Here is a 19769-nt window from a genome sequence, read left to right as displayed (position 1 = left end):
GGCCTCAGGGCTCGATCAGGCCGACGCGGATGGCGTACCGGGTCAGTTCCAGACGGTCCCTGAGGCCGAGTTTGGCCAGGAGGTTGGCGCGGTGCCGCTCCACCGTCTTGGGGCTGATCACCAGCAGGCCGGCGATCTGCTGCGAGGTGTGGCCCTCGGCGACGAGCTTGAGGATCTCCTCCTCCCGGTCGGTGATGGCCTTGGCCGGCAGCGTCCGGCCCTCTCGGACGAGGTCGAGGTAGTGGTGGATGAGGGCGTTCACCGCGCCCGGGTAGAGGAACGGCTCGCCGCGCATGGTGGCGCGGCAGGCCTCGACCAGGTCGCGGTCGGCGACGGACTTCAGGACGTAGCCCGAGGCCCCGGCGGCGAGCGCCTCGAAGAAGAACTGCTCGTTGTCGTACATGGTCAGGACGAGGATCCGCGTCTCCGGCAGGGTGCGGGCGAGTTCGCGGGCAGCCTGCAGGCCGGTCAGCCGGGGCATGGCGATGTCCAGGACGGCCAGGTCGGGGCGGTGCGCGCGGGCCTGCTCCAGGGCCTCGGCGCCGTCGGCGGCCTCGGCCACGACGGTCAGATCCGGTTCGCCGTCCAGGATGAGGCGAACCCCCCGGCGGACCAGTGCGTGGTCGTCGGCGAGGAGGATGCGGGTGGGGGCCGGGTCGTTCATGTCAGCGTTTCCGGTCGGAAGTGTCGGTCACGGGGGCGGGGCGTGCGCGGGCGCCGACGCCCGTACGGGGACGAGGGCGTGCGCGGGCGAGCGGAGGGGGACGGGGACGGCCAGACGGACGACGGTGCCACCGCCGGCGACGGGCGCCACGGTCAGCTCGGCGCCGACGAGCAGGGCGCGTTCCCGCATCCCGCGGACGCCGGCGCCCTCCGGCGCGCCGCCGATGCCCCGGCCGTCGTCGAGGACGCGCAGTTCGACCCCGTCGGCGGTGCGGTGCAGGGCGAGTTCGGCGCGTCGGGCGCGGGCGTGGCGGACGGTGTTGGTGAGTGCCTCCTGGGCCACCCGGTACAGGACCAGCTCGGCCTCCCGGTCCAGCCGCGGCAGGTCGCCGGCGAGACGGTGCCGGACGCTCAGCCCAGGCCCGCCGAACTCGGCGGCGAGGGCCTTCAGCGCGCTGGCCAGGCCCAGTTCGTCCAGGACGCCGGGGCGCAGCCGGCGGGCGATGCGCCGGATCTCCTCCAGACCGGCCCGGGTGGCCTCCTGGACCTGGCGCAGTTCCTCGGCCTGTCCGGGCGGCGCGTGGTCGGCCGCGCGCTTGAGCTGGAGCAGGACGGCGGTGAGGGACTGGCCGACCTCGTCGTGCAGTTCGCGGGCGATCCGCCGGCGTTCCGCCTCCTGCGCGGACAGGGCGCGGGCGCTGCTGGTGGCGCGTTCGTCCTCCAGCCGGTCGAGCATGGTGTTGAACGTGGTGATCAGCTCGGCGATCTCGCCCCGGCCGCCGACCTCGGGCCGGTGCCCCGGGCGGAGCAGGTCGGTGGTGGTCATGGCGCGCGTCAGGCGCTGCAGCGGTGCCAGGCCGACCCGGAGCAGCAGCGCGTTGGCGACGAGCATGGCCGCGAGCCCGGCCGTGAGCACCGCGGCCTCGGTGAGCAGCACCGGCGTGGACACGGTGACCGGGCCGAGCAGGAAGGCCGTGGCCACGATGAGCACGACGGCGTTCAGCAGGAAGATCCGCCAGAACAGAGGCACCCCGTACCGCCTCCTCCCCATGGGCCGTTCAGGAAGGGCTCCCGGTGCGGCGGGAGCCCGACGAACCGCCTGCCGGGGGCGCGGCGCGGGCCGTCACCGTCCAGCCTGTGCGCCGCGCGGGCTCCGCGCCATCGGTGACAGCCCCCATTTCGTCTCAAGGGCGCGCGCCGTGCCCGGGCGCCCGTAGGCACCTGCCCGTGGCGAGGATGGGGCCCGCGACCGATGGCCGGGACGGGTGCCGGCGGGCGACGCTGGTGGCTCCGTACCGGGCGGGTGACGGCGTCGGCACGCGGGCAAACTCCTTGGGAGCGGCCCGAGTTGGCGACAGGCCGACGGTTCGCCCGATCTGTCCCGGTGTCACGGAGCCGACGCCCGGCGGTGTCCGGAGCGAGGCCGCCGACGGTGCCACCGGGCGGCCACCCCCTGGGAAGGAGGAGCCGTGCCCCAGTCCGACGACGAGCGCCTCGTCGACCTCGCGGCCCGACTCGAGCACGAGGACCCCCGTTTCGCCCGCTCGCTGTCCACCGGGCGCCCGGCCCGCCCGCGCGAGTACCGGCGTACGAGCGCCTGGTGGCTGCTGGCCGTCGGCGTGACCATGCTGGTGGGGGGCGTGGTGGTCGCCGACGGGCTGCTCATCGCGGCGGGCCTGGTCCTGGCCGGTATCGGCGTCCAGCTCCTCGACCCGGAGCACCCGCGCAACGGCGGGCCGCACCGCCGCCCGCCCCGCTGACTGCCGCCCCGCGGGCTCACGGCATGCCGGGGACCATCGGGTTCACCGGGTCCGGGGTGCCGGATGCCGGTGTGCCGTTCCCGTGGGTGCGGAAGATCCGGTCGAGGTGGCTGTGCAGGACCTCGGTGGCGTACTGCGGGGTGCGCTGGCCGACGAGGATGCTGGTGCCCAGGCCCGCGGACAGGGCGAGCAGTCCGACGGCCTCCCGCCGCGCGTCGAGGCCGGGTCGGAGCAGGTCCGCCGCCTGGGCCTGCCGGAGGAGTTCGGTCACGGCGTCCTCGGCGGCGTCGGGGTTCCTGATGAAGGGCTGGGCGGCGAGGGCCGGGTCGTTCAGGGAGAGGACGGCGTAGGAGGTGTAGAGCTGGTGGAAGGTGCGGCTCTCCTCGTCGGTCGGCAGTGCCGCCATCAGCAGCGCCTCGACCACCGCGCGCGGACCGGGGCTGTCGCCGGCGGCGCGGACGCGGGCGGCGACCCGTTCCCCGAACCCCTGCGCCAGCCGCTCCAGGCCGAAGAGCAGCAGTTTCTCCTTCGTCTCGAAGTAGTACTGCACGAGCCGCAGTGACACGCCGGCCTCCGCCGCCACGTCGCGCATCCCCACGGCGTGCAGTCCGCGCCGCGCGGCGACCCGGACGAGCGCCTCGGCGATCCGGGCACGCCGTTCCGCGTGGTCAACGCGCTTGGGCATCGTCCGTCCTCCACTTCACGACCTCACGAGGCCTTTGATGATACAGCCGTACCAAACATCGTGATACGTTCGTATCACGAAACCGAGCCCCGGAGGTGGCCGTGTCCCAGACCACTGCTCCCACCCGCCCCGACGTCGGCCGCTACCTGAGCGACACCTGGCGCGAGCGCTACTTCGCAGCCTGCGACGCGGTCTACGCCCTGGGCGCACCGGCCCGCGCGGAACACGACGTGGAGACCTCGTTCGGCACCACCCACGTGTACCGCTACGGCCCCGCCGATCCCCAGCACGAGTCACGCACCCCCGTCGTCCTGATCCACGGGGCGGGGTCCTGCTCCGCCATGTGGTACCCGAACACCCCCGACCTCAGCGCCGAGCGCCCCGTCTACGCCCTCGACACCCCCGGCGACCCCGGGCGCAGCGTCCAGCGCGCCCCGCTCCACCGGCCCGAGGACGCCGCCCAGTGGCTGGAGGAGGCACTCGCCGGACTCGGCCTCGACCGCGTCCACCTGGTCGGCACGTCCTACGGCGGCTGGCTCGCCCTGAACCAGGCGCACCGCCGGCCGGACCGCCTCGCCTCGGTCACCCTGCTCGACCCGGGCGGCCTGGAGAAGGTGGGCCTGCGCTTCTTCGCGTGGATCTTCGTCAGCCTGTTCGCGACCTTCGCGCCCAAGGCGCTGCGCCCGCGCCTGGCGTCCTGGCTGGAACAGCCGGTCCTCGTCATGCCGGAACTGCGCACCATGATCAGGACGGCCGTCCGCGCCTACCGCATCCGCCGCCCGGCTCCCCGGCCGCTGTCCGACGCCGACCTGTCCACCATCCGCACCCCGCTCTACCTGGTGCTCGGCAAGCGCAGCCTCCTGCTGCACCCCCGCCGTCAGGCGGAGCGCGTCCCCCGCCTGATACCGGGCGCCCGCGCCGAGATCCTCTCCGGAACCGGCCACGGCCCGCAGATCGACCACGCGCAGGAGACCAACCGCCGGATGCTGGCCTTCATGGCCTCCGTCGACTGATCCATGGGCACCGTCGACTGATCCATGGCCACCGTCGACTGAACGACACCGCACACCGCCCGGTCCGCGCGCCCCGTCGGCGCGGGGCCGGGCATCGTGGTGGGAGAACGACGCAGCGCCCGACCCGACCGAAGCCGGACCGAGCGCTGCACAGCAGGTCGGAAGGGGTGTCCCCTCCCCTGCATCCGTAGGCCCTGTGGGACTCGAACCCACAACCAATGGATTAAAAGTCCACTGCTCTGCCAATTGAGCTAAGGGCCCATGGCGATGTTGCCCCCACGAGCATAGCCGGACGCGGCCGGGTCTCCGATCGGGTATCGGCGAGGCGGACGGTCCCGTGTCCCATGGGAACGCGGAAGGGCCCGCACGACAGGTGTCGTACGGGCCCTTCCGGTCAGCGGTTTGAGTCCGCGTCAGCCGTTGCGCTTCCAGCGCGGCTTGTCCTCGCGGCGGCCGAAGGAGCCGCCGCTGCGGTGGTCGTCACGACGGCCGTACGGGCGGTCGTGGGAGCCGCTGCGGAAGCCCGGGCGGTCGCCCTGGCGGTCGCGGTTGAAGGGACGGTCGCTGCCCCGGTGACCGCCGCGCTCGTCACGGCGGAAACCGCCGCGGTCACGGTCGCGGTTGTCGCGGTTGAAGCCGCCCCGGTCGTCACGGCGCTCGAAGGAGCGGCCACCGCGGTCGCCGTCACGGCGCTCGAAGGAACGCCCACCACGGTCACCCCGGTCGTCACGGCGGAAACCACCGCGGTCGTCACGGTCGTCCCGGCGGAACCCGCCGCGGTCGTCACGGCGCTCGAAGGAACGGCCGCCCCGGTCGTCGCGGCGCTCGAAGGAACGCCCACCCCGGTCACCCCGGTCACCCCGGTCGTCACGGCGGAAACCGCCGCGGTCGCGGTCACGGTTGTCGCGGTTGTCGCGGTTGAAGCCGCCCCGGTCGTCACGGCGCTCGTACGAACGCCCGCCGCGGTCACCACGGTCGCCGCGGTCGTCACGGCGGAACCCGCCGCGGTCACCGCGGTCGTCGCGCCGCTCACGCCGCTCGTACGGCGCCTCCGTGCGCTCGACGTCCCGCGCGGTCGGCTGCTCCGGCAGCGACACCTCGGCCTCGGCCGCCGCGGCGACGGCCGCCTCGGCGACCACCGTCTCGGGGTCCTCGCCGCGCTCGCGCGCGACCCGGGCCAGCAGCCGGTCGGCCTCGTCGCGCAGCTCCGCCGCGCGGCGCTGCGCCCGCTCCAGTTCCTTGGTGAGCTGGGCGACCTCGCGCTCGGCCTGCTGCGCCGCGTTGCCCGCGGACTCGGCCTGTACTTCGGTCATCGACCGGGCGCCGGTGATCTCGGCGACCTCCGGGTCGAAGGCGGCACCGCCCTGGATGATGTGGCGCGTGGCGTCGACGCCCGCGTCCTCCATCAGCCGGAAGATCTGCCGCCGCTGGTGCGGCAGGGACAGCGACACGACCGTGCCGGTGCGTCCGGCGCGCGCCGTGCGGCCCGCGCGGTGCAGGTAGTCCTTGTGGTCGCCGGCCGGGTCGACGTTCAGCACGAGGTCGATGCCGTCGACGTGGATGCCGCGGGCCGCGACGTCCGTCGCCACCAGCACGTTGACGTAGCCGTCCTTGAAGTCCGCCAGCGTCCGGGTCCGGGCGCCCTGGGTCATGCCGCCGTGCAGCGCGTCGGCCTTCACACCGGCGTCCCGCAGCTGCTCGGCGACACGGTCGGCACCCAGCTGGGTGCGGACGAAGATGATGGTGCGGCCCTTGCGGGAGGCGATGGCCGCGGTGACCGGCGCCTTGTCCTTGGGCTTCACGACGAGGATGTGGTGCGACATGGTCGTCACCGCGCCCTGCGCCGCGTCGACCTCGTGGCTGACCGGGTTGTTCAGGTACCGGTCGACGAGGGTCTTGATCTCGTTCTCCATCGTCGCGGAGAACAGCATGCGCTGACCGCCCGACGGAACCTGGTCGAGCAGTTCGGTCACCTCGGGCAGGAAGCCCAGGTCCGACATCTGGTCGGCCTCGTCGAGAACGGCGATCTCCACGTTCTCCAGCGAGCAGGCGCCGCGGTTGATGATGTCGCGCAGCCGGCCCGGCGTGGCGACCAGGACGTCGACGCCGCGCTCCAGGGCGTAGATCTGGTTGCCCATGGAGGTGCCGCCGCAGACGACCTTCATCTTCAGGCCGAGGACGTCGCCGTACGGCTGGAGCGCGTCGGCGACCTGCATGGCCAGCTCACGCGTCGGGGTCAGGATGACGGCGCGCGGCTTGTGCTTCTCGGTGCGGCCGCCGGCCAGCGTGGCCAGGGTCGGCAGACCGAAGGAGAGGGTCTTGCCGGAGCCGGTGCGGCCACGGCCGAGGATGTCCTTGCCGGCCAGGGCGTCCGGGATGGTCGCGGCCTGGATCGGGAAGGGGCTGGTCACGCCGTTCTGCGTGAGCTTGCGCACGACACCCTCGGGCAGGCCGAGGTCGGCGAAGGTGAGCTCGGGGGCCGTCACCTCGGTGGTGACGTCGAGGTCGGTGTCCGCCAAGTTCCCGGAGTTCTCCGTGTTCTCGGGGTTCTCGGGCACGACGACGTGATCAGTACTGGCGATGGGCATACGAATGCGAAACCTTCCGGAGTCTCTTCGGCACGCGCCCGTCAACTCCGTGATTCGCGATTCGCAATACGACCGCCTCGATGCGGTCCACCACGGCAAGGGAGAGAGTACGCGCCACACGGCGCGCTCTGCAGTGGCGCCGGGCAAATAGGATCAAACGATCTGCCACCATACGCACCCCGACCCCCCGAAAGCAAACCGAGATCGGCCTACCGGAACAACCCGCAGGTCAGCGTGGTGCACCGACAGTCGGGCCGACCGGTCCGGCGGGCGGACACGTGAGTGGGCGAGGGAGTCAACTCCAGCTGGACGACCCCGCTTCCGGCGCCGGCTCCCGCTGCGCCAACTGCGTCTCGGGGGGCCGGTGTGCCGACGAGGACGGCTCCGCCTGGGTCGGCTCCGGCGTGGCCGACGGCTCGGGCGGCGTCGGCGACGGCTCCGGATCCGGCGAACGCGAGGGCTCCGGCGGGACGGGCCGGTCGTCGGGGGTGGGGCGGGCGGGCCCGTCCTGCGCGCCCCCGGACGGCCGGGGCCGGCTCTCCCGCGCGGACGGGGACGCCCCGGCCGACGCCGACTCCTCCGCCCCCGCCTCCGCCCCCTTGCCGTCGCGCCGCTTGCCCTCGCCGGCCGGGCGCTCACCGCCGGCCGCCGCGGGACCGTACCCGGCCCCGCCGGCCGACGCCGTGCCGCCGTCCGGCTCGGCACCGCCCGGGCGTCCCGCGGAGTGCGAGGGACCGGCACCTCCGCCCGCTGTCTCGTCAGCCACGTTCACACAGCCGGCGGCGGCAGCCACGGCCACGACCGTGGCGGCCAGGCGGACGGGTACGAGCAAGCGGCGCACGGAGCCACCTCCGATGGGAGTAAGAAGTCAACAACCCCAACTCCCGCCACCCACAAGAAGACACGCGTACGGCCTATCCGTAACCGAGCGCGTGCAGCCGGGCGTCGTCGATCCCGAAGTGGTGCGCGATCTCGTGCACCACCGTGATCTCCGTCTCGGCGATCACGTCCTCCCGGGACTCGCACATCCGCAGCGTCGGCCCCCGGTAGATGGTGATCCGGTCCGGCAGCACCCCGGCGTACCACTCACCCCGCTCCGTCAACGGCGTCCCCTCGTACAGGCCGAGCAGTTCCGGATCGTCCGCCGGCGGCTCGTCCTCCACGAACACCGCCACGTTGTCCATCAACCGCGTCAGCTCCGGAGGGATCCGGTCCAGCGCCTCGGCGACCAGCTCCTCGAACATCTCGCGCGTCATCTCCAGCACAGAGCCATTGTCGACCACGGGCCGTCCGTACGAGATGCGCGCGCTCCCGGCATAGCGGGACCGCTGCTTGGGCATACGGGACGAATGGCCCGCGTCCCCTCCGCCGTCATGAACACCGTGCATCTCATCCGCCGGGTCCCGCGGGCCCTCACCCGCCGCTACCGCTCCCGCCGGCCCGTCCCCACCGCCGTCGCCCTCGTCCCGCAGGCGCACCCCTGGACCCGCGCCCTCGGTCTCGTCGCCGTGGTCGTCCTCGGCGCCTGGCTCGGCCTGCTCGTCGTGGGCAACGTCCGTGTCCCCGTGGGCCCGATGAACACCACCATGACGCTGCGCCCGTCCATCACCGGCGGCACGAAGATCAACATCTCTCCCCTGGGTGCCCTCCAGCTCGACAGCCACATCGCCCCCGTCCGGCTCGACGTCAACGTCGACCAGCTCGACCCCGAGCGCTCCCAGGCCCTCGTCGACCACCCCGAACGGCTCTCCGGCCTCCAGGACGAGGTGACCCGCGACATCACACGCGGCACCGCCGACCTCGCCGTCCGCTCCTGCATCGCCGTGGTCACCGGCGCCACCGCGCTCGGCCTGGTCGTCTACCGCCGCCCGCGCCGCGCCCTCGCCGCCGGCGGCCTCGCCCTGACGCTGCTGGCCGCGTCCGGCGGCACCGCCTACGCCACCTGGAACGCCGACTCCGTCCTGGAACCCAGGTTCTCCGGGCTGCTCTCCTCGGCCCCGTCGCTGGTCGGCGACGCGCGCAGCATCGTCACCGAGTTCGACGTCTACCAGAAGGAGTTGGCCCGTCTCGTCACCAACGTGACCAAGCTCTACGACGCCACCTCCACGCTGCCGGCCTACCGGCCCGACCCGACCACCATCCGCGTCCTGCACGTCTCCGACATCCACCTCAACCCGGCCAACTGGAAGATCATCGCCTCGCTGGTGGAGCAGTACCGGGTGGACGTGATCGTCGACTCGGGCGACACCATGGACCACGGCAGCGCCGCCGAGAACGGCTTCCTCGACCCGATCGAGGACCTCGGCGCCCCCTACGTCTGGGTCCGTGGCAACCACGACTCGCTCGTCACCCAGCGGTACCTGGAACGCATGAAGAACGTCCACGTCCTGGACGACGGCAGGGCCGAGACCGTCGCCGGGCTGCGCTTCGCCGGCATCGGCGACCCGCAGTTCACCCCCGACCGCTCCAGGCCGACCGGAGCCGAGCAGTCCCAGGAACTGGCGGGCGCCCGCCTCGCCTCCGCCCTGCGCGACCAGAGGACCGCCGGCACCCCGGTGGACGTGGCCGTCGCGCACGAGCCGTCCGCGGCCCGGGAGGTCGACGGCACCGTCCCGCTGGTCCTGGCCGGCCACATCCACCACGAGAAGACGGAGGTCATGCGGTACGGCACCCGGCTGCGCGTCGAGGGCTCCACCGGCGGCAGCGGACTGCGCGCCATCGAGGGCGAGTACCCCGACCCGATCGAGACGTCGATCCTCTACTTCGACCGCGACACGCGGCGCCTGCAGGCCTGGGACTCGATCGAACTGGGCGGCCTCGGTCTGACGACGGCGGAGGTCAGCCGCCATCTCCCGGAGGAGAACCAGCCCGGCGCCACCCCCTCGCCGAGCCCGTCCCCGGCCACCTCCGCCACGCCCTCGGCGACCTCGCCGTAAACCGTTTTGGCGAACCCTCCCCCCATCCCATATGCTTCTCACGTCCCCGACGCGCTGCGAAGCGCCCAGGCGGGCCGATAGCCCTCATCGTCTAGCGGCCTAGGACGCCGCCCTTTCAAGGCGGTAGCACGGGTTCGAATCCCGTTGGGGGCACGCACCACCCTGTGCGACACTGTCGTACGACACGCTTGGTCCTGTGGAGCAGTTTGGAGTGCTCGCCACCCTGTCAAGGTGGAGGCCGCGGGTTCAAATCCCGTCAGGACCGCTGGTGTTTCACGTGAAACACCGCGGCTGGGTAGCTCAGTTGGTACGAGCGTCCGCCTGAAAAGCGGAAGGTCGCCGGTTCGACCCCGGCCCCAGCCACAGCAAAGGCCCCGATCTTCGGATCGGGGCCTTGTTGTGTGCCTCGACAAAACCATTGGCCGCATTTTTCCGCGGGATGAGATCCTGGAGTCCGTATGTCCACGCACTCTGCCCCCGCTCTCGGCTCCCTCGCCTCCCGCCTCACCGAGCTGTCGCTGCGCGATGCGCACCGGCTCGGGCGGAGGCTGGAGGGTGCGCGCAAGATCCGGAAACCCGAGGCTCGCGCCGCCGTCCTGGGCGAGATCGAGGCGGAGGTCGCCCGGTCCGAGGAACGGATGGCCGGTCGGCGTGCCCGGGTGCCCTCGGTCACGTATCCCGAGCAGTTGCCCGTCAGCCAGAAGAAGGACGCGATCGCCGAGGCCATCCGCGATCACCAGGTGGTGATCGTCGCGGGTGAGACCGGGTCCGGCAAGACCACGCAGATCCCGAAGATCTGTCTGGAGCTGGGCCGGGGCGTCCGGGGCATGATCGGCCACACCCAGCCCCGCCGCATCGCCGCCCGCACGGTGGCCGAGCGGGTCGCCGAGGAGCTGGACACGCCGCTGGGCGAGGCCGTCGGCTGGAAGGTCCGGTTCACCGACCAGGTGGATCCGGAGGGCACGTTCATCAAGCTGATGACCGACGGCATCCTCCTCGCGGAGATCCAGACGGACCGTGAGCTGCGCGCCTACGACACGATCATCATCGACGAGGCACACGAGCGGTCGCTCAACATCGACTTCCTGCTCGGCTACCTGGCACAGCTGCTGCCGAAGCGGCCGGACCTCAAGGTGGTCATCACCTCGGCGACCATCGACCCGGAGCGCTTCTCCCGGCACTTCGGCGACGCGCCGATCATCGAGGTCAGCGGGCGCACCTATCCGGTGGAGGTCCGTTACCGCCCGCTGCTGGAGGAGGACTCGGACGACGCCGACCGCGATCAGATCACGGCGATCACGGACGCCGTCGAGGAGCTGATGACGGAGGGTCCGGGCGACATCCTGGTGTTCCTCTCCGGCGAGCGGGAGATCCGGGACACCGCGGACGCCCTGACGAAGAAGCGGTACCGGTCGACCGAGGTGCTGCCGCTGTACGCACGGCTGTCGCACGCCGAGCAGCACCGGGTCTTCCAGCAGCACAGCGGCCGCCGGATCGTGCTGGCGACCAACGTGGCCGAGACGTCCCTGACCGTCCCGGGCATCAAGTACGTGATCGACCCCGGGTTCGCCCGTATCTCGCGCTACAGCCATCGCACGAAGGTGCAGCGGCTGCCGATCGAGCCGGTGTCGCAGGCCAGCGCCAACCAGCGGAAGGGACGCTGCGGCCGTACGTCGGACGGCATCTGCATCCGTCTCTACAGCGAGGACGACTTCCTGGCGCGGCCGGAGTTCACGGACGCCGAGATCCTGCGCACCAACCTCGCCTCGGTGATCCTTCAGATGACGGCGGCCGGCCTGGGCGAGATCGAGAAGTTCCCGTTCATCGACCCGCCGGACCACCGCAACATCCGGGACGGCGTGCAGCTCCTGCAGGAACTGGGCGCGCTCGACGCCACGCAGAAGGATCCGCGCAAGCGGCTGACGGAGACCGGACGCAAGCTGGCGCAGCTTCCGGTGGACCCGCGTCTTGCGCGCATGGTGCTGGAGGCGGACCGCAACGGCTGCGTCCGTGAGGTCATGGTGATCGCGGCGGCGCTGTCCATCCAGGACCCGCGTGAGCGGCCGGCGGACAAGCAGACGCAGGCGGACCAGCAGCACGCGCGGTTCCGGGACGAGACCAGCGACTTCCTCGCCTACCTCAATCTGTGGCGCTACATCCGTGAGCAGCAGAAGGAGCGCGGTTCGTCGTCGTTCCGGCGGATGTGCAAGCAGGAGTACCTGAACTTCCTGCGGATCCGCGAGTGGCAGGACATCTACACCCAGCTGCGCACGGTCGCCAAGCAGATGGGCATCCACCTGAACGAGGACGACGCCCCGGCGGACCACATCCATGTGTCGCTGCTGGCGGGCCTGCTCTCGCACATCGGCATGAAGGACGTGAAGGAGTCCAAGGACGCCGCCCCGGCGGGCCGCAGGGACGGCGGGCGCAACGAGTACCTGGGCGCGCGCAACGCCAAGTTCGCGATCTTCCCGGGGTCGGCGCTGTTCAAGAAGCCGCCGCGGTTCGTGATGTCGGCGGAGCTGGTGGAGACCTCGCGGCTGTGGGCGCGGGTCAACGCGAAGATCGAGCCGGAGTGGGTGGAGCCGCTCGCCGCGCACCTGCTGAAGCGCACGTACAGCGAGCCGCACTGGGAGAAGGACCAGGCGGCCGTGATGGCGTACGAGAAGGTGACGCTGTACGGCGTCCCGATCGTGGCGCAGCGCAAGGTGAACTACGGCCGGATCGACCCGGAGGTCTCCCGGGAGCTGTTCATCCGGAACGCGCTGGTCGAGGGCGACTGGCGGACGCACCACAAGTTCTACGCGGACAACCGGCGCCTGCTGACCGAGGTCGAGGAGCTGGAGCACCGGGCGCGGCGCCGGGACATCCTGGTCGACGACGAGACCCTGTTCGACTTCTACGACCAGCGGATCCCCGAGCACGTGGTGTCGGGGGCGCACTTCGACTCGTGGTGGAAGCGCAAGCGGCAGGAGCAGCCGGACTTCCTGGACTTCGAGCGCGAGATGCTCATCCGGGAGTCGGCGGAGGCGGTCACCAAGGACGACTACCCGGACAGCTGGCGGCAGGGACCGCTGAAGTTCCGGGTGACGTACCAGTTCGAGCCGGGCGCGGACGCGGACGGTGTGACGGTCCACATTCCGCTCCAGGTGCTGAACCAGGTCACCGACGAGGGGTTCGACTGGCAGATCCCGGGCCTGCGGGAAGAGGTCGTCACGGAGTTGATCCGTTCGCTTCCCAAGCCGATCCGCCGCAACTACGTGCCGGCGCCGAACTACGCGAAGGCGTTCCTGGAGCGGGCGGTGCCGTTGCAGGAGCCGCTCACCGTGACGATGGCGCGCGAGCTGAAGCGGATGGTCGGGGTTCCGTTCGAGGCCGAGGACTTCGACTGGTCCCGGGTCCCGGACCACTTGAAGGTCACCTTCCGGATCGTCGACGAGCGGCGCCGCAAGCTGGCCGAGGACAAGGACTTGGAGGCGCTGAAGCTGCGCCTGCGGCCGAAGGCCCGCAAGGCGCTGTCGCAGGCGGCCGCCGCCACGGCGCAGCGCCAGGGCGGGGAGTCCCTGGAGCGCAAGGGGCTGACGGACTGGACGATCGGCTCGCTCACCCGGGTGTTCGAGACGCGGCGCGCCGGCCAGCCGGTGAAGGCGTACCCGGCGCTGGTGGACGACGGTGACACGGTGTCGGTGCGGCTGTTCGACACGGAGGCCGAGCAGGCCGAGGCGATGTGGAAGGGCACGCGCCGGCTGATCCTGCTGGGCATCCCGGTCAACCCCGCGAAGTTCGCTTCCGAAAAGCTGACGAACGCGCAGAAGCTGGCGCTGTCGGCGAACCCGCACGGGTCCGTGCAGGCGTTGTTCGACGACTGCGCGACGGCCGCGGCGGACAAACTGATCGCGGACTTCGGCGGGCCGGTGTGGGACGAGGAGTCGTACCGGAAGCTGTTCGACAAGGTCCGCGCGGACATCGTCGACACGACGGTCCGCGCGGTGGGCCAGGTGCAGCAGGTGCTGGCCGCCTGGCAGGCCTGTGAGCGGCGCCTGAAGGGCGTACGGAGCCCCGCGCTGCTGCCGAACCTCCAGGACGTGCGGGCACAGCTGGACGGGCTCGTACGGCCCGGTTTCGTGACCGGGGCGGGGCTGCGCCGGCTGCCGGACCTGATGCGGTATCTGGTGGCCGCCGACCGCCGTCTGCAGCAGATGCCGACGAACGTGCAGCGGGACACCACGCGGATGGCGAAGGTCCACGAGATGCGCGACGAGTACGCGTGGCTGCTGGAGCAGATGCCGCAGGGCCGGCCGGTGCCGCGGGAGGTGCTGGAGATCCGCTGGATGATCGAGGAGCTGCGGGTGAGCTACTTCGCCCACGCGCTCGGCACGGCGTACCCGGTGTCGGACAAGCGGATCGTGAAGGCCATCGACGCGGCGGTGCCGTGACGGAGCCGGTACGCACGGTGAGTTCGACCAGGAGGCTTCCCCTCCTGTAGAGTCCTTCTCGCAGCGCAACGAGGAAATGGCGCTGCGAAACCTGGTCCTGTGGAGCAGTTTGGAGTGCTCGCCACCCTGTCAAGGTGGAGGCCGCGGGTTCAAATCCCGTCAGGACCGCACGATCGAGAAGGCTCGCGCCCGTTGAGGGTGCGGGCCTTCTTCGCGTTCCGGCGCGGCACAGTGGCACGGCACAGTGGTGGTGCGGCTCAGTGGCGCGGACCGTTCCCTTCCGGGCGACGGCGCGTCCGCCGGGCCGCTGTGCCGTCTTGACGGCCCTTCGTTCCCTCGGTACTCCAGGAGGCAGGGCCCCTTCCCGTGCGGCCCGTTGGGGGTGGCGCATGACGGCATCGGCGAGGCACGAGACGCGGGCACTGCTCCGCGCGCACCTGTCGGCGGCATCGTCGTACCGGCATCTGATGCGCCATTGCCCCATCTGCCACCGCCTGTTGCGGCTGGCCCTCGACTCGCCGCCCCGCGCCTCGGAGCCGGCCGGGGAACAGTCCGGCGCCCGTGCCGGTTGTCAGTAGCGCATGTGACACGAGCCAACAAGCCGACTGGTATGTGACGGGTGTCACCGCATGAGTTTTGAGGAGGGCGGTACTTACGCGCCGCCTACAACTGGTCAATTTAATATGTGCAATTGCACCAGTCGGAGAGGCCCGCGCAGGCGCGCGCACAGGTGATCCCACAGCCGTCCCCAGAGTCGGACAAGGCCGCTCACCGACCGCTCCCAGGAGCCGGCCGGACCGGCCCCGGACCACCATCGGCGCACAAAAAAGATCGCGCTGGACCCGGCGGAGTCCAGCGCGATCGACGACGCACCCTTGTGCAGCTGCCTGGGAGTTCTGGTTCGGCTTGGGCGTGGGGCCTGTTGGGGCAGTCCCCGCGTCGCTTGGAGCTAGGGTTTCCGGGCGTCTCGACCAGTGGGGGACCAGCCGGTTCTGCCCGGTTTATTCAGTTGTTCAGGCCTCGCTGCGCTGCTGCGGAATGCCCGCGAGCAGTGCGCGGACCTCGGCCTCGCGGTAGCGGCGGTGCCCGCCGAGCGTGCGGATCGACGTGAGCTTGCCTGCCTTCGCCCAGCGCGTGACCGTCTTCGGGTCGACGCGGAACATGGTGGCGACCTCAGCCGGGGTCAGCAGCGGCTCGGCATCAGGGGTGCGAGCGGTCATGAGCGGCCTCCTCGGGAGAACCGAACCTTCTCGGTTCTTTCCTCTAAATTCTGCACCTTGACCCGCGTTGCCCGAAATGGCGGACGCGAGTCGAGTCGGTTATAGGACGAACGGCTTGTCCTCGGCACTACAACTACACCATCTGTCCAGCGACGTCGGCCAAACCGATGGAATTGCCCTCCCAGGTGTTCATCAGCCGCGGAAGCCGATGGACCGTGCCATAGCGGACAGTCACGCCACTGTGACGATCAGTCACAGCGGCGTTCAGGAGTCACCACACCCCCCAAAGCGTGCAATGCTGAGATTCCGCCCATAGTCCAGCACAGCAGGACGGAGGAGCCCTCCCCGGACTCCTTGTCCTATTTTGGCACGAGGATGGGCAAGCGGCGCAAGGGCCGCGTACGTGCGGTCCGTCACGCTTGACACTCTTGGGACAAACGCCCGGATCGGCACCTACGTCCACGGCCGACGCTTCGCTGACGGAGCCTCAGTCACCTCGGTGCGATGACAAAACCCCAAGAAGAGCGTTTGGTCAAACGTCAGTTCGCCGAGCGCAGGTCGCGCACCGACCTCCAGCGCTCCACGAGGCGCCCGTAGGCCGCCCCGGCGCCCTCCTCGTCGCCCCGGCGCAGCGCCGCGAGCCCTTCGGCCACGTCCGCCGCCGAGTGGTCGTCCTCCAGCGCGCCGGCCGGCAGCGCGTGCACCAGCCCGCCGTAGTCCAGCTCCACCACCGACCGCGGATGGAACTCCTCCAGCCAGCGCCCGACGTCCACCAGGCCGTCGATCAGCAGGTTGTCCTCCATGGCGTCCCGCAGCGCCCGGAGCCCCCGCGCCACCCGCCGGCGGGCCTGCACCATGGGGGTCCGGTAGCGCAGCACGGGCGCCTCGTCGGCGGAGCCCTTGTCGTACTCCCGCTCGTCGTCCCCGAACAGCACGAACCAGTTGATCGGCACCTGCCAGGTCGCGGTGCGGATCCACGGGCGGGCGTCGGGGTGGTCGGCGAGCCAGCGTTCGTAGTCCTGGGTGGCCTGGTGGCGCACGACCGGCGGCAGGAGCGCGTCCAGGACCGGCAGCGGGTACTCCTCGGCCAGCTCGCCGAGGGCCTGCCAGCCGCGCAGCCGGGTGCGCCACGGGCAGACGCAGATCACGCCGTCGGCCTCCAGCACGAACGCGTCCCGGCTCTCGTGCACCGGCACCGGCACCGGCGGGGTGGGCGCGAGGTCGGCCAGGGAGCGGCGGAGTTCGTCCTGGCAGGAGGGGCGGTCGGGGCGGCGGGCGTAACGGGCCCAGTGGCCGCGCTCCGGCTCCGGGAAGGCGGCCAGCGGTTCGTACACGCGCAGGTACGTCGCGTAGGGGACGATCACCGAGGACACCTTGGGCACGCCTGCTCCCTCCCCCGCGGACCGTTGCGAAAACCTGCCGGATCCCCCCTCCGATCGGTGGGAAACCCCTGCAAATCGTCGCACGGCGGTACTCCGGTCGGAGGTGATCCACGACACGGTGACCCCAGCGGGCGGCGCAGGCTCTAATCTCGTGCTCACAGCCCCCGCCACCCGTACGGGGAGCCAACTCCACCCGCCGCTACTTACTCAGGAGTCACCACAGTGACCGACGTATCTGACGGCGTCCTGCACACCCTGTTCCGCTCGGACCAGGGGGGCCACGAGCAAGTCGTGCTCTGCCAGGACCGCGCCAGCGGCCTCAAGGCCGTCATCGCCATCCACTCCACCGCCCTGGGCCCCGCGCTCGGCGGTACGCGCTTCTACCCGTACGCCACCGAGGAGGAGGCCGTCGCCGACGCGCTGAACCTCGCGCGCGGGATGTCGTACAAGAACGCCATGGCCGGGCTCGACCACGGCGGCGGCAAGGCCGTGATCATCGGTGACCCGGAGCGGATCAAGAGCGAGGAGCTGCTGCTGGCCTACGGCCGGTTCGTCGCCTCGCTCGGCGGCCGGTACGTCACCGCCTGCGACGTCGGCACCTACGTCGCCGACATGGACGTCGTGGCCCGCGAGTGCCGCTGGACCACCGGCCGCTCCCCCGAGAACGGCGGCGCCGGCGACTCCTCGGTGCTCACCGCGTTCGGCGTCTACCAGGGCATGCGGGCCTCCGCCCAGCACCTGTGGGGCGACCCGGCGCTGCGGGACCGCAAGGTCGGTGTCGCGGGCGTCGGCAAGGTCGGCCACCACCTGGTGGAGCACCTGCGCGCGGAGGGCGCCGAGGTCGTGATCACGGATGTGCGCGAGGACGCCGTGCGGCGGATCCTCGAGCGCCACCCGGAGGGCGTCACGGCCGTCGCCGACACCGAGGCGCTGATCCGCACCGAGGGCCTGGACATCTACGCCCCGTGCGCGCTCGGCGGTGCGCTGAACGACGACACCGTGCCCGTGCTGACCGCCAAGGTGGTCTGCGGCGCCGCCAACAACCAGCTCGCCCACCCGGGTGTGGAGAAGGACCTCGCCGACCGCGGGATCCTCTACGCGCCGGACTACGTGGTGAACGCCGGCGGCGTCATCCAGGTCGCCGACGAGTTGCACGGTTTCGACTTCGACCGGTGCAAGACGAAGGCCGCGAAGATCTTCGACACCACGCTCGCCATATTCGCACGTGCGAAGGAAGACGGTATTCCGCCGGCCGCCGCGGCCGACCGGATCGCCGAGCAGCGGATGGCGGAGGCACGCTCGGCGCGCTGAGGTCCGCGAGGGCGCCGCACCGCGGACGCCCTCGCACATATGACCGGTACCCGTCGGCGGACACTTGGAGAGAACTCTCACTTCTCCCGGCGGGTCGACCGGCCACAAGTGGTTAAAATCGCGGCTGACCAGCGAGGACGGGGCGCCTCGAGGGTCCTGGGCGCGGGCACGTCATGCGGGCGACGTACCGTATGGCCGCGGGCTCAGGTACCGTGGAAGCCCTACGGACCGGACTTTCCGCGGAGAGTCCGTTCTGGACCATGAACGCGTGTCAAGACTCTGGGGCCGTCGAGCCCCGTCGTTGAGGGGGTCGAGCCATGGGGCGCGGCCGGGCCAAGGCCAAGCAGACGAAGGTCGCCCGCCAGCTGAAGTACAACAGCGGTGGGACTGACCTCTCACGCCTGGCCGAGGAGCTGGGCGCATCGACGTCGAATCAGTCACCGAACGGTGACCGTTTCGAGGACGATGAGCAAGACGACGACCTGTACGCACGGTACGCCGACCTCTACGAGGACGACGAGCAGGACGAGGACGAACCGTCCTCCCGGCATCGTCGCGGCGCTTGACCTTGCGCTGAGCATGAGCCCGGTAGGTGACCCCGGTCACCGACCGGGTTTAGTGCTGCCCTCACCACCCGGGCCGGGCCGCACGCCTGTGCTTCCCGGCCTGCTGCCCGCACGCGATCCGCGCGGGCAGCGGCCCGGTGCTCAGCTCGCGTAGTCACCGACGAGTGCCGCGCCCGTGGTGTGCTCACCACGGTCGGTGATCTCACCGGCGACCCAGGAGTCGACGCCCCGGTCGGCCAGCGTCGTCAGCGCCACCTCGACGGACTCCTGCGGCACGACGGCGATCATGCCCACGCCCATGTTGAGGGTCTTCTCCAGCTCCAGCCGCTCCACCGAGCCGGTCCGGCCGACGAGGTCGAAGACCGGCGCCGGGGTCCAGGTGGAGCGGTCGACGGTCGCGTGCAGCCCGTCGGGGATCACGCGGGCGAGGTTGGCCGCGAGGCCGCCGCCGGTGACGTGGCTGAACGCGTGCACCTCGGTGGTGCGCAGCAGGGCCAGGCAGTCCAGCGAGTAGATCTTGGTGGGCTCCAGCAGTTCCTCGCCGAGGGTGCGGCCCAGTTCGTCGATCCTGCTGTCGAGGGCGAGTCCGGCGCGCTCCAGCAGCACGTGCCGGACGAGCGAGTAGCCGTTGGAGTGCAGGCCCGAGGACGCCATGGCGATCACCGCGTCACCCGCACGGATGCGGTCCGCGCCGAGGACGCGGTCGGCCTCCACGACGCCCGTACCGGCGCCGGCGACGTCGAAGTCGTCCGGACCCAGCAGGCCGGGGTGTTCGGCCGTCTCACCGCCGACCAGGGCGCATCCGGCCAGCACACAGCCCTCGGCGATGCCCTTGACGATCGCGGCGACCCGCTCGGGGTGGACCTTGCCGACGCAGATGTAGTCGGTCATGAACAGCGGCTCGGCACCGCAGACCACGATGTCGTCCATGACCATGGCGACCAGGTCGTGGCCGATGGTGTCGTAGACGCCCAGCTGCCGGGCGATGTCGACCTTGGTGCCGACGCCGTCCGTGGCGGAGGCGAGCAGCGGGCGGTCGTAGTTCTTCAGGGCGGAGGCGTCGAAGAGGCCGGCGAAGCCGCCGAGGCCACCGAGGACCTCGGGGCGCCGGGTCTTCTTCACCCACTCCTTCATGAGCTCGACGGCGCGGTCGCCCGCTTCGATGTCCACGCCCGCCGCGGCGTAGCTGGCACCAGTGTTCTGGGACAT

Annotated in this window: 16 protein-coding genes and 5 tRNA genes; 11 read left to right on the top strand and 10 right to left on the bottom strand. The window is 71.3% G+C overall.

The window, feature by feature from the left end:
- Positions 1–4: 4 nt before the first annotated feature.
- Together FGW31_RS18180 and FGW31_RS18175 are read right to left on the bottom strand one after the other, a co-directional pair.
- Entirely contained in the window at positions 5–664 is a 660-nt protein-coding gene (locus FGW31_RS18180) for a response regulator (protein ID WP_142194495.1), read from the bottom strand.
- Between the two features lie 27 nt (positions 665–691).
- Complete coding sequence (locus tag FGW31_RS18175; protein WP_142194494.1) at positions 692–1693, bottom strand: HAMP domain-containing sensor histidine kinase; 1002 nt, start codon at positions 1691–1693, stop codon at positions 692–694.
- Positions 1694–2132: 439 nt separating this feature from the next.
- On the opposite strand from FGW31_RS18175, the gene FGW31_RS18170 reads away from it, so the two are divergent.
- Positions 2133–2423 carry a DUF3040 domain-containing protein gene (locus FGW31_RS18170; RefSeq protein ID WP_142194493.1) on the top strand — a complete coding sequence of 97 codons (291 nt, stop codon included), beginning with the start codon at positions 2133–2135 and terminating at the stop codon, positions 2421–2423.
- Between the two features lie 16 nt (positions 2424–2439).
- Here FGW31_RS18170 and FGW31_RS18165 read toward each other — a convergent pair whose 3' ends face one another.
- A complete protein-coding gene (locus FGW31_RS18165; RefSeq protein WP_142194492.1) occupies positions 2440–3108 on the bottom strand; it encodes a TetR/AcrR family transcriptional regulator in 669 nt (222 codons plus the stop codon).
- Positions 3109–3203: 95 nt separating this feature from the next.
- On the opposite strand from FGW31_RS18165, the gene FGW31_RS18160 reads away from it, so the two are divergent.
- Positions 3204–4121 carry an alpha/beta fold hydrolase gene (locus tag FGW31_RS18160; protein WP_142194491.1) on the top strand — a complete coding sequence of 306 codons (918 nt, stop codon included), beginning with the start codon at positions 3204–3206 and terminating at the stop codon, positions 4119–4121.
- A 188-nt stretch (positions 4122–4309) separates the two neighbouring features.
- Here FGW31_RS18160 and FGW31_RS18155 read toward each other — a convergent pair.
- The 4 genes from FGW31_RS18155 to FGW31_RS18140 all read right to left on the bottom strand — a co-directional run bounded on the left by FGW31_RS18155 (position 4310) and on the right by FGW31_RS18140 (position 7974).
- Positions 4310–4382: transfer RNA gene (locus FGW31_RS18155), tRNA-Lys, on the bottom strand.
- 152 nt (positions 4383–4534) lie between these two features.
- Positions 4535–6709, bottom strand: a complete 2175-nt coding sequence (locus FGW31_RS18150) for a DEAD/DEAH box helicase (RefSeq protein ID WP_142194490.1) — start codon at positions 6707–6709, stop codon at positions 4535–4537.
- 295 nt (positions 6710–7004) lie between these two features.
- A complete protein-coding gene (locus tag FGW31_RS18145) occupies positions 7005–7550 on the bottom strand; it encodes a hypothetical protein (protein ID WP_142194489.1) in 546 nt (181 codons plus the stop codon).
- 73 nt (positions 7551–7623) lie between these two features.
- Positions 7624–7974, bottom strand: a complete 351-nt coding sequence (locus FGW31_RS18140; protein WP_182674714.1) for a metallopeptidase family protein — start codon at positions 7972–7974, stop codon at positions 7624–7626.
- A gap of 84 nt (positions 7975–8058) precedes the next feature.
- On the opposite strand from FGW31_RS18140, the gene FGW31_RS18135 reads away from it, so the two are divergent.
- The 7 genes from FGW31_RS18135 (at position 8059) to FGW31_RS35275 (ending at position 14659) form a co-directional block, all read left to right on the top strand.
- Complete coding sequence (locus FGW31_RS18135) at positions 8059–9645, top strand: metallophosphoesterase family protein (RefSeq protein ID WP_142194488.1); 1587 nt, start codon at positions 8059–8061, stop codon at positions 9643–9645.
- An 80-nt stretch (positions 9646–9725) separates the two neighbouring features.
- Positions 9726–9798 (top strand) — tRNA-Glu (locus FGW31_RS18130).
- A 37-nt stretch (positions 9799–9835) separates the two neighbouring features.
- A tRNA-Asp gene (locus FGW31_RS18125) sits at positions 9836–9910 on the top strand.
- 24 nt (positions 9911–9934) lie between these two features.
- Positions 9935–10008, top strand: a tRNA-Phe gene (locus tag FGW31_RS18120).
- Between the two features lie 95 nt (positions 10009–10103).
- On the top strand, positions 10104–14081 hold the full coding sequence (gene hrpA, locus FGW31_RS18115; RefSeq protein ID WP_142194487.1) for an ATP-dependent RNA helicase HrpA: 3978 nt from the start codon (positions 10104–10106) through the stop codon (positions 14079–14081).
- A 93-nt stretch (positions 14082–14174) separates the two neighbouring features.
- A tRNA-Asp gene (locus FGW31_RS18110) sits at positions 14175–14249 on the top strand.
- 221 nt (positions 14250–14470) lie between these two features.
- A complete protein-coding gene (locus FGW31_RS35275) occupies positions 14471–14659 on the top strand; it encodes a DUF6274 family protein (RefSeq protein WP_142194486.1) in 189 nt (62 codons plus the stop codon).
- A gap of 435 nt (positions 14660–15094) precedes the next feature.
- On the opposite strand, the gene bldC is transcribed toward FGW31_RS35275, so the two are convergent.
- Both bldC and FGW31_RS18095 read right to left on the bottom strand, forming a co-directional pair.
- On the bottom strand, positions 15095–15301 hold the full coding sequence (gene bldC / locus FGW31_RS18100) for a developmental transcriptional regulator BldC (RefSeq protein WP_003949541.1): 207 nt from the start codon (positions 15299–15301) through the stop codon (positions 15095–15097).
- 539 nt (positions 15302–15840) lie between these two features.
- A complete protein-coding gene (locus FGW31_RS18095; RefSeq protein WP_142194485.1) occupies positions 15841–16683 on the bottom strand; it encodes a hypothetical protein in 843 nt (280 codons plus the stop codon).
- Between the two features lie 222 nt (positions 16684–16905).
- Between FGW31_RS18095 and FGW31_RS18090 the strand changes: the two genes are divergently transcribed.
- Positions 16906–17994: a Leu/Phe/Val dehydrogenase gene (locus FGW31_RS18090; RefSeq protein ID WP_142194484.1), complete on the top strand. Its 1089-nt coding sequence runs from the start codon at positions 16906–16908 to the stop codon at positions 17992–17994.
- A 317-nt stretch (positions 17995–18311) separates the two neighbouring features.
- Positions 18312–18560, top strand: coding sequence for a DUF3073 domain-containing protein (locus FGW31_RS18085; protein WP_142194483.1), 249 nt, complete (start codon positions 18312–18314; stop codon positions 18558–18560).
- Positions 18561–18701: 141 nt separating this feature from the next.
- On the opposite strand, the gene purM is transcribed toward FGW31_RS18085, so the two are convergent.
- On the bottom strand, positions 18702–19769 hold the full coding sequence (purM, locus tag FGW31_RS18080) for a phosphoribosylformylglycinamidine cyclo-ligase (RefSeq protein WP_142194482.1): 1068 nt from the start codon (positions 19767–19769) through the stop codon (positions 18702–18704).

The sequence above is a fragment of the Streptomyces calvus genome, assembly GCF_006782915.1.
GTDB classification, from domain to species: domain Bacteria; phylum Actinomycetota; class Actinomycetes; order Streptomycetales; family Streptomycetaceae; genus Streptomyces; species Streptomyces calvus.
The sequence above is the reverse complement of the archived record's forward strand: the minus strand, read 5'-3'. Positions and strand labels throughout refer to the sequence as shown.

Excerpts from the sequence above, each read along its gene's own strand:
- FGW31_RS18180 (WP_142194495.1), bottom strand. The coding sequence starts at position 664 with ATGAACGACCCGGCCCCCACCCGCATCCTCCTCGCCGACGACCACGCA.
- FGW31_RS18165 (WP_142194492.1), bottom strand. The coding sequence starts at position 3,108 with ATGCCCAAGCGCGTTGACCACGCGGAACGGCGTGCCCGGATCGCCGAG.
- FGW31_RS18150 (WP_142194490.1), bottom strand. The coding sequence starts at position 6,709 with ATGCCCATCGCCAGTACTGATCACGTCGTCGTGCCCGAGAACCCCGAG.
- FGW31_RS18135 (WP_142194488.1), top strand. The coding sequence starts at position 8,059 with ATGGCCCGCGTCCCCTCCGCCGTCATGAACACCGTGCATCTCATCCGC.
- hrpA (WP_142194487.1), top strand. The coding sequence starts at position 10,104 with ATGTCCACGCACTCTGCCCCCGCTCTCGGCTCCCTCGCCTCCCGCCTC.
- FGW31_RS35275 (WP_142194486.1), top strand. The coding sequence starts at position 14,471 with ATGACGGCATCGGCGAGGCACGAGACGCGGGCACTGCTCCGCGCGCAC.
- bldC (WP_003949541.1), bottom strand. The coding sequence starts at position 15,301 with ATGACCGCTCGCACCCCTGATGCCGAGCCGCTGCTGACCCCGGCTGAG.
- FGW31_RS18085 (WP_142194483.1), top strand. The coding sequence starts at position 18,312 with ATGGGGCGCGGCCGGGCCAAGGCCAAGCAGACGAAGGTCGCCCGCCAG.
- purM (WP_142194482.1), bottom strand. The coding sequence starts at position 19,769 with ATGTCCCAGAACACTGGTGCCAGCTACGCCGCGGCGGGCGTGGACATC.